We start from the raw sequence: 11,436 nt of genomic DNA on the forward strand, positions 1-11,436 counted from the left end.
ACTCATCGCGTCACCTTTTCCAACGTTGCCTGCATCGCGTCATTCCCATCCATGCAAACCGCAGGCTGGAAGCCGATTCCACCCTTGGATTGTGCTTGGCCCGTCTCACTCCGAACGCAGACGCAACTCGCTGATCACAGGTCGGTGATCCGAGACCACGGACTCGGGAACCACTCGTGTTTCTCCAACGGACCATCGATTCGGGGGAGAAGCAAAGATGAAGTCGATTTCAATCTCCGGGTGATCTGCGGGCCAGGTCAAATTGGCTGACTCAGGTTTGTCCGCTTCGACAAAGTCCTGAAACAATTCCAAGGTTCTGGAGCCCGGCTGATCGTTGAAATCACCGAGCAGGACGATCGGCAACTCGACCGTCTTCAAGTGCTTCTGAAGCGTGCTGGCTTGCGAAAATCGGACCTCGTCGTCACCGATCCAATCGAAATGGACATGGACCACCAACACACGCTGGTCATTGGGCAACAGCACCTCGGCCAACAAGGCGATCCGCGGCTCACCGCCGGGTGGAAGGTCCAGCGATGTCACTTCGACAATGGGATGCTTGGACAGGATTCCCATTCCATACGCACCACCGTCATGGTCCATGAATTTCCCGAAAGCCGCGTGCATGTTGAGCGCTCGCCCCAACTCAGCCGCCTGATTTCGATTGCCACTGCGCCGACAATTCTGATCGACTTCAGCCAACCCCACCAAATCAGGTTTCAAGTCATGCAGTCGCTTCGCAACTCGCATCAATGCCAACTCATTGTCGACACCGACCCCGTGCCGAATGTTGTAGGCAACCGCTTTGAGCTTGATGGTTTCGAGTGCGTCGGACCCTGCCGTGTCGCCGCGTTCAAACTCCGTCAAAACCGCCGCGTGATCGGAAGGAAACCAGTCCTCGTGCTCGTTTACCACCGACGAACTTTTTGCACGCCAGCGCTGGGATCGATAGTAAAGGAAATCGATCCGATCTTGCTCCTGCTCGATGAAGCGAGGACTCCAGGTCGAGTCCATCACTCGACTGACCACCGGATTCACTTCCCGGTAGGAATCACGAAAACCGGCATGCTTCATGACCATGCTGGTCGGCCATTTGACCTGGTGCCCATATTGGTCGCGACTGATTTCGCCGTAATCCAAATGCGACATGGAATTGAAGTCGCCGGCAATCAGCACGGTCGTGTCTGCGTACTGATCGTCTTTCAAACGCTCATCGATGAGGCCCAAGATCTTCTGCAAGTCATCTCGTGACACATCGCACTGGGTCGCCAAATGAGCCTCGTCCAAGCCATCTCGACCGTGAGGCGCCCAGATGTCGGCTTTGTAGGGAAGCCACACACTGTAGAACGCCACTCGCTCCCCGTCCGGCAGTTCCACCAACGCCCCGACGCACTTGAATTCTTCGAAAACGGAAATGTCTTCGATCACCGGATAGCGACTGTGGATCGAAACATTTGTTCCACGAGGATGAAAGTGGAACTCCAAGGCGTTCGAGATACGCTCGCCGGAACCGTACGTTTCCTGCACGGCGACCAAGTCCGCCCCCGAGTCTCGGATTACCTCCGCCACCCGCTGAGGACCAACGGTTTCGCCATCTTCACGGCCACCATGCCAAATGTTCCACGTCATCGCCTTCAGCGACGGGACCTTCTCGACTGGTTCCTGGGCCCGCACGTCGCTAACAACACTCGCCAGTGAGAACAGCGCACACAAGGACACGTGGATCACGGGCCTCCAACGAGCGGCTATGCAGGTGGGTGTCAGGCAATGGCAAATGTTCATCACTGGATCCGGGGTGGTACTCGTGCAGCTAGTTCTTCGCCCGAAACGATACCACGTGACACATTGATCCTCCAAGAACGGAAGGCCCGGTCCCCTCGCGATCGGCATTCCACTCCAAACACGGAACCACTCCAGTCATCCGACAATCCCATGCCGAGCGATCAACTCGACGCATCAACGCGTCAATCGGTCTTGAAATTCCAACAGGCTGTCTGTGAAACGCAACGCATATTCAAACTTCTTGACAGACTCAAGCTTCGAGATTCGCAAGTAAGCCGAATAGGCGTCAAAATCGGCGCACTTTGCAAGCGAGTCCAGATCCACCTGCCCGGTCTCGTTGTATCGATCAACATACTCGAGCAGTCGATCCCGATGAATCGATTCCCAGAACGCAACGAATTCGGGGTCCGAAGTTCCACCGCTTTGATTTGATAAGAGATTGACCCGATGACCTTCCTGGCTTTCCCGGGCCTCCATGTACTCAGGCATCCAAATCGCCAGGCACGCCAAAATGGCAACGCCGCCAACAAATCCAATCGCTTGTTTCATCATCTTGCTCGCATCGGGTCAAGTTTGTTCTGATTCAAAGTCGGTCAGCAGGAATGATCGGGCACAAGCATGTGAGCCGATTGGGCATTTGCCGCGGTTGTTCCGAAGAGCAACAACGATTGCCAAAACAGTTTCAATGCCGAAAGACTCCTGCCTCCTGCCGACCGGCCTAAAACAATAGGTCGCGTTTTCGGACCTGGCCATCCAATGGGGGCATTTCGCTCCACCCACCCTTGCGTTCTTCCCAGACGTTGCGACCTCTCATCGATCTCAACGGACAATTTGACGGCAGAACGCGAGCCAAAGGTCTGCTCCTTTGATTCTCGCGATAGTGTCCATCGGATTCCTCGACGATGGATGGAGGACTCAGAGGAATTTCATCAACAGATAGCCCGCGATGGAACGGGGGCGACGATCCAGGCGGACTTGGCCGGTCAAGCCGCTGGCGAGTTGGATCGATGCCTGTGGATCGAGCCTGACCACAGCCTCAAATCGGGGGGCAATCAAGCGTGTCTCGGTGGCGATCCTGTGTTCGGTCAACGGACCACCAGCCGATGCAGTGAGGCGAGAATCGGTTTGATCAGTTGCGGTGGGCTCGACTCGTTCGAGCCTTGCCGAAGTGACTGGCAGGGCCGAGTGAGGCACGAACTCGACAATCTCGTTGACGCATTCGGCAAATGTATTTCGATCGGATTGTCCGATGCTGACGAGCAGTTCTTTCCTCGCGGGATCAACGACCCTGGCCAGTTCCGTTCCTTCCCGAGCATATCGTCCCAGCCAATCATCTAACGACGCGGTTTGCGGCGGCAGCATGACTCGTCCGGAGGAACCGGCGCGGATGGTGAGCAATTCCAAACGTTCGCGACGGTTGTTCAATCGACTCTGCAGCGAGTCCGCAACCGCGACTTCGGCATGATGCGAGGCAATCTTTCCATCCGCCCATTCTCGCCGTGCACGAATGCGTGCGGCATCGACTTGGCTTTGCAACGATTCGATCTCGGTGACGAGAGCTTGGTTCTTCAGTTTGGCGATGGGTTGATTCGCATGAACGAATTGGCCTGGTTGCACCAAAATTTGATCGACAAAGCCAGTTGTCTGAGCCCGCACGATTTCCGCTTGATGGAACCGGACCACCGCGGGCGAGGAAACTCGCCCCGGCCATGGCGTGAGACACATCAAGACCACGATCCCGAGCAATGAGGGAACCGTGCGGCGCACGAGCGTCCGCCGAGCACTGGCACCTTCCACGGTATCGGCCACCAACGATTTTAGAATCCCCATCGCTGGACGGCCAAACCATGCCACCAAACTCGCGATTGCCAGAATCAAACCAAAGCCGTTGAACAGTTTCGATGCGGCTACGGCGAGTCCCATGCAAACGATCCATCGCCAAATCATCGCGGCGACACCGTAAGACATCAGCACCGTCTGATGTTGCATCATGTCAGCGGGAAGTTTGCTCGTTGATCCCAACAACAGTTGTTTCAACCTAGCCCGAACACATTGCCGAGAAAGGGCAGCGAGATTGGGGATTCCTATGGCGTCGGAGAGCAAAAAATAGCCGTCAAAGCGCATCAGAAAATTCGCGTTGAAGAGAACCGTCGTGAGCGTTCCCATCAACATCCAATTTGTCAGATGAAACCGCACGACGGGATCGTGACTCAATGACCAAGCAATCGCAGCCAAGGACGCCACCATCATTTCGACCATCATCCCCGCAGCCGAAACGAGCATCCGTTGTTGCTTGGAAGAAAAGTCCCACGCTGACGTGACGTCCACATAGGGAATGGGGACGAACAGAATGAACACGACGCCGGTTTCGCGAACGGTGCCGCCAAGCCGACGACAGGCGATGGCGTGCCCCAGTTCGTGAACGATCTTCAACCCGACGAAGGTCACCGCCAACCAAATCCCGGATGTCGGGGAGATGACTCCCCGCAGGCTGACGGCAAGTTCATCTGCGTTCTGCCACAATCTCGCCATCGCAATCAGGCCCAAGGCAATTGCGAAGACAATGCAGGCGGGCGCAAACAGCCATTGCGTCCACGGAACGATCGCGTTCAGCAGGCGTGTTGGATTGCCCAGCGGAAACTTCAGGAACAGCGGATTGGCATTCTCTTGTTTGCGTTGTTGTGCGGCGCGTTCCGATTGCCGCTGCAAACGATTCGTGGCATTGAGTGGTTCACCATTCGCATCGACTGCAAAGATGAGTTGATGATCGAGCAGGTACCGAGCGGTCTGTTCGGCTTGGCTGGCCGTCAGTGCCAATTTGGGAAGTTCACTGGCGATCCGCGCCGTCACTTCTTCCAGGCTAGTCTTGCCATCCAGGGCGGAGAGAAACGCATACTGTGCGCTCCCCAATTGATGGAAATTCGAGGACACCCCATCGCTTACCAAGTAGGTCGTTTCCCCTCGCGATTCATGCAAGCGGACGCTCAGTCCATCGCGTCGCTGCAAGTGAGCATTGGCCAGTTCAAAAGATTGGGAATCGTATCCGTTCATCGCAGCATCCCGTAAGTTTTCTCGATCGCGCTGTGAAACAGCACCCAACCACTGGCTCGATAGCCGGCGTCTACCTTGGCCCGGCTCTTCATCCCAGGACGCAAGCGACCGTCGTGGTTGTCGATCGTGACAGTCGCCAGGAACACGTTGCGACCTTCCCGAACTTCCGACGCTTGGCGGATGGTATCAATCGTCCCTTGGCCCCGGTGCAGTGGATTGCCGTCGGGGACCAAACTGACGGTTTGCCCCAGCTTGATATGGGCGAGATCTGCAGGGGCGATTTCGAGCTCAGCTCGCAATGTTTCCAGCGGTGCAACTTGCATCAGGACATCGCCAGTTCGGACAGGCACACCGCGGGCTTCGTCCAACTCGCTCCGCAACACAATCCCATCGATGCTGCTGACGATCTGTCGATGAGCTGCACGATGCTCAAGCAATGCCAACTGGGCGGCCAATTCATCGGTTTCCAATTCAGCCAACTGGGTCGATGCGGCATCACCGCTGGCTCGATGAAGATCGCGTTTCTTTTCTGCTCGTTCCTTTTGAGCCGTCACGTCCGCGATCTGCAATCGAAGATCGGTCGCATCCATTTCAGCCAGCAGTTGCCCGGCGTGAACCTGCTCACCCGCTCGCACCATGGCTTGTTCGAGGATCCCGTCATGGGGAGCGACGGCGAACCGTTGTTCGACCGGCTGCAGTACAGAAACGCAGCCAACCCGATGCGGGATCGGAATCGTCATGGCCAAAGCAATCGCCAAGGAACCACCAAGCACCATTTTCTTGCGGGTCCAAGCGGAAGACTCTCGCACCACACGTCGAAGTCGGGCCAGTGGGCCTTCGCAGGCCCGTCCGGCGACTGCCAATGATTCGCCCAGCGGTTGTTGGCAGGCGTTGGCAAAATGTTTCCAGCGATCCAGCTCCGTAGGACGTTGCCGGAAAAGGGCTGTCCAGACCGCGACGGGATCGCTTTGCGTGGCACTGAGTTCTCGATGCTCAGGGTCGGACGGAGTCTGCTGCGGACCAAGTTGGGAGAACAGGGGGCACGAGACGGCGCACTGCGTCCCCGTCACGCTTAGCAACCGTTCGTGAGCCAATTGCATCAAAGCCACGTGTTCGGAGTCTGGATCGACCACCGTCGTGCGTGCAAGTTGTTCTCGAAAACGCACGATACTTTCCGACATTGCTTGCTCGAACTGTTGCGAAACTTGCGAACTTTCGTCGATCGATGACACATCGGAAACGCTACGGACACGCACCAGCGAAGAGCCTGGATTCACAGTCCCGACTGCCACCACATCGGCTCCCAAGAACTCTCGCAATGCATTCGCAACAATCAAATGGGCCTCGTCCAGACGGCGTGCCGATGCGATCTTCGACATCAATTCAGCGATCGCGGCGGTGGCGTCAATCTGCCACTGCAGTTCAGCGAATTCGGAGGCGGATTCCGTGCTACGAACCTGCGCCGAATCAATGCGGTGCTGCGGTGTGCCGGAATCTTGTGCAGTGAGACTCTCAGGTGGAATTGCTTGAAAAGCAGTTCCACTGGATGGTGTGATGACAGGCATATTGATCGAGCGGGACAGAACTGTTTCAGAAGGAGCGGTGGCTTGGTGAAGCACTATGGTTTCCCAGGCAAATCGATTTTCGCGATGCGAAGGATTCAGCAGGAAAGGGTCATTGGGGAGAGCGTCGATGCAGGACAGTTGCCTGCATCGGTTCGGCATGGGATGCATCCGGCAACTTCAACTGACACCGAACTCCCGATCGATGCCGTCTGTTGGCATTGTCGATCAACAGTTCCACGCGAACCGTTCCGCTGCTGGGATCGGTGGTCGGGGCGATGAAGTCAACCGTTCCAATCGCGTGCGTGCCGAAGTCAGGAAAGGTCAGCGTTTGTTGCGATCCAACCGACAATTGAGCCGCTTGAACGGTGGTGAGGTGATACCGCACACGGAGTTTGTTCAACACGACCAATTGGGCGACGGGAGAGTCAGAGGTGCCGACTCGTTCGCCAACCCGCGCTGGCAATTGCAAAATAATGCCATCGGTGGGAGCGATGATTTGGCGGCGGGCGATCTGTGCCTCGATCTGTTCCAATTCGGCTCGCAAAGTCGCTCTTTCATCGTCGACCGTTTGCAACTGTGCTTGCGCGATCTGAACGTTGAATTGGGCTTCGGCAACTTCCTGATCGTTGGCATGGTTCTTCGCAAGCAACGCTTGAAGTTGTTTCAAATGGTTTTGGTGATGGGAAAGCGTTGCTGCCGCTGCCTCCCGTTTGCCGGTCGCATTGATCTTGGTCAGCGTGGCATGACGAGTCGCCTTGAGCACATCGCAGCGAAGTTGGCAAATCAAATCCCCCGCCTTGACCGCGTCGCCTTCGCGAACGGCCAATGTATCCACAACACCAGGTTCTGCTGCGGCCAAGTCAATCGTTTCCAGGGGTTCAGAAAACGACTCAGGGGATCGACCAGAAGGAATCTCGGCCTGGACGCAATTTGCGAACACTGACATTGCCAGCAGCAACGTTGCCGGCATCAGGACAGCAAACATCGATGGATTGAGTCGCATTCTGGGGGACAACGGCATCGGACGGGCATGTTTGCTCTCAGGCGACCTGTTGGCGAAGTTCATCGAGCCATTCCTCTTGTTGGGCGGTCTGTTGTCGAATGTGAAAGTTTTCTCGTTCCGCGATGGATTGCAATTGTTGGATTCGGCGATCCCAGGCCTCGTTTGGGATGGGTGACTTCAATCGGCTTAGGATCGATTGCAATCCAGGGTCGTGTCGTTGAACCAATTCGTCGTCGGCGGACACATAGAACCGACCGCTGCCGGGTTGTCCTTGGCGTGCGGCCCGTCCTAGCAATTGGCGATCGATTCGAGCGGACAGGTTGCGTTCCAGCCCGATGACGTGCAGCCCCCCAGCGGCCAGTGCTCTTTCGTCAACCGAAATGTCGGTGCCACGACCTGCCATGTTGGTTGCCACCGTGATCGCGGAAGACGTTCCCGCCGCGGCGATCAGATCCGCTTCGGTTTCGTCTTGCACGCCGTTCAGAAGGTGATGGTTCAAACCGGCTTGCATAAGAGCTTTGGAGACTTGCTTGGTTTGCAAAATATTTCGAGTGCCGATCAGAATGGGTTGCCCGATCTGGTGATGTTCTGAGACCTCATCCGCAAGGCGGGCGAGTTTCTGTGTGTGGTCAGCAAAATAGAGCGTGGGCTCGACGCGTCGTTTGCAGGGAAGACGCGTCGGGATGGCATGCACTTTCAAGGCATACGATTGTTTCCATTCCCGTTCGTGTCCCGACGCGGTGCCCGTCATCCCGCACAAGGTTTCGTAGCGAGCGAAGTAGCGTTGCCGGGACATGCGCGCCTGCGTGCGCCGTGCTTCGCTCAATGGGACGTGCTCTTTTGTTTCCACCGCTTGGTGCAATCCTGACCTCCATTGCCGGTCGGGCACGATCCTGCCGGTGGAGGAATCGACGATCTGCACTTTTCCATCCCGCACGACGTAGTCGATGTCGCGGGTCAGCAAACACTCCGCTCGCAGTGCGGTTTGAATGTAGTTCGTCCATGGCATGGACAATTTGATCCGGCGCGTCTGCAACCATTTAAGGGCTCGTTGAATTCCCCGTTCCGTAAGTTGAACGGTTTGCTGCAGCGGATCGACCTGAAAATCGGTGCCTGGAACCAACGTCTGCATGCAAGTTCGCGCCGCATCGAAGACGCTGGTCTGGTGGGACGATTCATTGTCAGGGGAAGACACGAGCGAATTGTCGCGGACCTGCGGGCGTTGCTGCGCCAACACCAACGGTGTCATGGCCTCGTCGATCAGAACACTATCGATTTCATCTACGATCACAACTTGATGTCGCGTTTGGCAACGCAACTGCTGCGGATCGGATTGCCCACACAGTGATTCGCGAATGGATTGTCCAAGTTGCTTGCGCGGTTGAGCGGCGAGCGTGATTTGATCGCGTAGGTAGTCAAATCCAAACTGATATCCCGTCGCGAAAACAATGTCGCACTGATACGCGGCCCGCTTTTCACGGGGGGACTGATCGGCTGATGAATGCCCCGAACTCAGCGCCAGCCGATCAAAAACGGGGGCGAGCAATTCCCAATCACGGCGGGCAAGGTAGGCATTGGACGTTGCAACATGAACCTGCTGGTGACGCATCGCATGAATGATCGTCGCGACCGCGCCGGTGATCGTTTTTCCTTCGCCGGTTTGCATTTCAGCGATCTGGCCGCTGGACATCACCAGAGCGGCTTGGAGTTGAACGTCGTAGACCGTGTAGCCAAGTTGCCGCTGAATCGCAGCAACCGCAAAGGCCATCGCATGAGTTGTGAGTTGCGAATCTTGATTCCCCGAACGCTCACTCAAACATGCGGAATAGGGACCCGTTTGTTGTTCTCGCAACAAATTCGCGTGCCAACGCAGTTCACTGTCACTGAGTGAACTGATTGCACAGGCGAGTGTCTTCGCCGATGGAAGGAGCTCATCACACGAAGCCTGCTTTCGCCTTTCAGCGAAGCCAAGCCATTGCGAGAATGCTGGCAAACGGGGTGGGATCATAGGTGTTCGGTGGGCGGTGAGTTTTTGGTGTCCCTGGTAACACAGAACAGCAAGAGTCCGTGTTACCGGAGACGAACGAAGAAGGACAGTTAACAAGCAGGCGAATCATTCACCCAAACCATCATCGGACGCAGCGTTGGCACCGCTGTCGAAACTTGGTCACTCGAGAATTGGCTTGTCAAGAATCTTCGTCGGCAGACCACCGATTTCTGCGACGCCTTCGGTGACTTGCTCGGTTTCCAGCAGGGTGCCACTGGCTCGTTTGACGTTCATGAGCGACAAGTTGTAGGTCGTCAGCGCATGTGTGAATTCAGATTCCGCGTCTGTCAGTTGAGATTGAGCGGCGAGCAGATCTTCCAGGTACAAACCGATCGAACCATTCTGTCCTGGGACGTGCGACCAACGCTGCTGGATGCTGTCCAGGCGTGTTTCCGCGGCAACCATGGCGGCGAACTTGGCTTGGTATTCTCGTTCTGCCGTGCGAACTTCCCGGACGGCGACTTTGGCTTCCATCAACAGGGTTTCGGCGGTGGCATTGAACTGGTTTTGCAATTGCCGCACTTCCAATCGCCGGCGCTGCAATCGGGCCTTGGCCGCTCGGTTGCCAATCGGCATTTGATAGGACAGACCGATCGCAAAGCTGGGTTCTCCGGTGCTGAACTGATCCGTCCACGCCCGACCGATGTCACTGTGCCCGCGAAGACCAGCGACATATGTTTCGCCAATGAAGTCGAACTGGGGCAACAGTTCGTTCTTGGACATGTTCAGACGCACACAAGCCGCTTTGATTTGCTTGATCGCTTGGTCGATCTCAGGCCGTTTTTGCATCGCTGTTGACAACACGTCACCCACGGCCAGGTGGGTTGATTCCAAACGAGGCAGATCGACGGGAACCATCTCTAAGTTCGTGGTCATGGCAAACTCAGGATCATTCACCAGAGCTTGAACTCGATCTTGAGCGTTCCGGACGGCCATTTCGGCACGCACCAGTTCCGATCGCCGGTTGGTAACGGCGGCATCGACTCGTGCGAGTTGACTGCCGACCACGTCGACGCTGGCACGAGCCCGCAGACTGTCTTGAACCTGCTGCGCGAGTTCGAGCGACCGTCGCTTTTGCACCAACGTGGCGCGTTCCAGGTACAACGCCCAGTAGGCTCGCGTGACCTCCAGCAAATGAGATTGCAATTGCCGCGAAAATTCGTCTTCGGCAATCGAAGTGTCAATTGCAGCCAACACAACCAACGAGTTGTTGTAAACCTTGCCACGACCTTGCATCAGCGGTTGAATGTAGCTGAGACGCAGTTTCGCTGTGCCTTGGTTGTTGGGCTGGAAGTAAGTGCTGTTCGTATTCTGGTGACCAAAGTCCTGAGCGACCTCGAAACGCCCACCGTAGTGATTGAGTCGCGCCAGGCCGGCACTCCCTGTCCATTGGTGGTTGTGGTAGCGATCGGATCCGCCCGTCGTCAGGACGTTGCCAACGGGATCGGAATTGTCGTCCCACCGAGTGTTCATGAACGCATTCCAGTCAAAGGCAGCACAAGCTTCCGTGATCGCAGTCTGGCGAATCAATGGCAGGTCGCTGAACACCTTGACCTGGGAAGAATTCTGAAGCGTTCGCACAAGCAAGTCTTCCACACCAATCAGGACGGTGTTGGAATCGGCCTGCATCGGGGTAGTCAGCACATCCTGCCACCATGGTCGATAGCCATCCTGCACGGGCGCGAGTTGTTGCAGCGAACTCAACTCGCTGGCGTCGGAATCGGCAGCGACTTGGATCTGAGGTGAATATGAGTTCTCATAAGCGGCCAGCGATCCGGTTTGCGCCGAAGTGACACTCGGCAAGAGCGAGGCAATTGTGGCGACGCATCCCAATGAACACACCAAGTGTCGTCGGCGAACAGGTCGTCGAGCATCCGACAGATTTGAAAGCTGAAGCATCCGTCAATCCGAGTGGAGGGTGTCTGTGATCCACGCAATGAATCATCGCGGTGAACTTAACACTCGTCGCGCCACCGACCTTTTGTACAGGT

Annotated in this window: 7 protein-coding genes; all 7 read right to left on the bottom strand. The window is 56.3% G+C overall.

What is annotated here, in order from left to right; genetic code table 11:
* Positions 1–105 precede the first annotated feature (105 nt).
* The 7 genes from UH5x_RS05675 to UH5x_RS05705 all read right to left on the bottom strand — a co-directional run bounded on the left by UH5x_RS05675 (position 106) and on the right by UH5x_RS05705 (position 11,344).
* A complete protein-coding gene (locus UH5x_RS05675; RefSeq protein ID WP_482635038.1) occupies positions 106–1,725 on the bottom strand; it encodes an endonuclease/exonuclease/phosphatase family protein in 1,620 nt (539 codons plus the stop codon).
* A gap of 228 nt (positions 1,726–1,953) precedes the next feature.
* Positions 1,954–2,331 carry a hypothetical protein gene (locus UH5x_RS05680; protein WP_482635039.1) on the bottom strand — a complete coding sequence of 126 codons (378 nt, stop codon included), beginning with the start codon at positions 2,329–2,331 and terminating at the stop codon, positions 1,954–1,956.
* A 363-nt stretch (positions 2,332–2,694) separates the two neighbouring features.
* A complete protein-coding gene (locus UH5x_RS05685; protein WP_482635040.1) occupies positions 2,695–4,830 on the bottom strand; it encodes a site-2 protease family protein in 2,136 nt (711 codons plus the stop codon).
* The gene (locus UH5x_RS05690) at positions 4,827–6,395 is read right to left on the bottom strand and encodes an efflux RND transporter periplasmic adaptor subunit (RefSeq protein WP_482635041.1); all 1,569 of its coding nucleotides are present in this window, start codon (positions 6,393–6,395) and stop codon (positions 4,827–4,829) included. Before UH5x_RS05690 ends, UH5x_RS05685 begins: the two co-directional genes overlap by 4 nt.
* Positions 6,396–6,504: 109 nt before the next feature.
* Positions 6,505–7,461 carry an efflux RND transporter periplasmic adaptor subunit gene (locus UH5x_RS05695; protein ID WP_482635042.1) on the bottom strand — a complete coding sequence of 319 codons (957 nt, stop codon included), beginning with the start codon at positions 7,459–7,461 and terminating at the stop codon, positions 6,505–6,507.
* Complete coding sequence (locus UH5x_RS05700) at positions 7,436–9,406, bottom strand: preprotein translocase subunit SecA (protein WP_482635043.1); 1,971 nt, start codon at positions 9,404–9,406, stop codon at positions 7,436–7,438. The genes UH5x_RS05695 and UH5x_RS05700 overlap by 26 nt, the downstream gene beginning before the upstream one ends.
* Before the next feature lie 159 nt (positions 9,407–9,565).
* A complete protein-coding gene (locus tag UH5x_RS05705; RefSeq protein ID WP_482635044.1) occupies positions 9,566–11,344 on the bottom strand; it encodes a TolC family protein in 1,779 nt (592 codons plus the stop codon).
* Positions 11,345–11,436: the final 92 nt, after the last annotated feature.

This window comes from Rhodopirellula sp. UH5, assembly GCF_056839225.1.

What these genes read in the sequence shown, in the direction of transcription:
- UH5x_RS05680 (WP_482635039.1), bottom strand. Translation starts at nt 2,331, where the DNA reads ATGATGAAACAAGCGATTGGATTTGTTGGCGGCGTTGCCATTTTGGCG.
- UH5x_RS05705 (WP_482635044.1), bottom strand. Translation starts at nt 11,344, where the DNA reads ATGCTTCAGCTTTCAAATCTGTCGGATGCTCGACGACCTGTTCGCCGA.
- UH5x_RS05690 (WP_482635041.1), bottom strand. Translation starts at nt 6,395, where the DNA reads ATGCCTGTCATCACACCATCCAGTGGAACTGCTTTTCAAGCAATTCCA.
- UH5x_RS05700 (WP_482635043.1), bottom strand. Translation starts at nt 9,406, where the DNA reads ATGATCCCACCCCGTTTGCCAGCATTCTCGCAATGGCTTGGCTTCGCT.
- UH5x_RS05685 (WP_482635040.1), bottom strand. Translation starts at nt 4,830, where the DNA reads ATGAACGGATACGATTCCCAATCTTTTGAACTGGCCAATGCTCACTTG.
- UH5x_RS05695 (WP_482635042.1), bottom strand. Translation starts at nt 7,461, where the DNA reads ATGAACTTCGCCAACAGGTCGCCTGAGAGCAAACATGCCCGTCCGATG.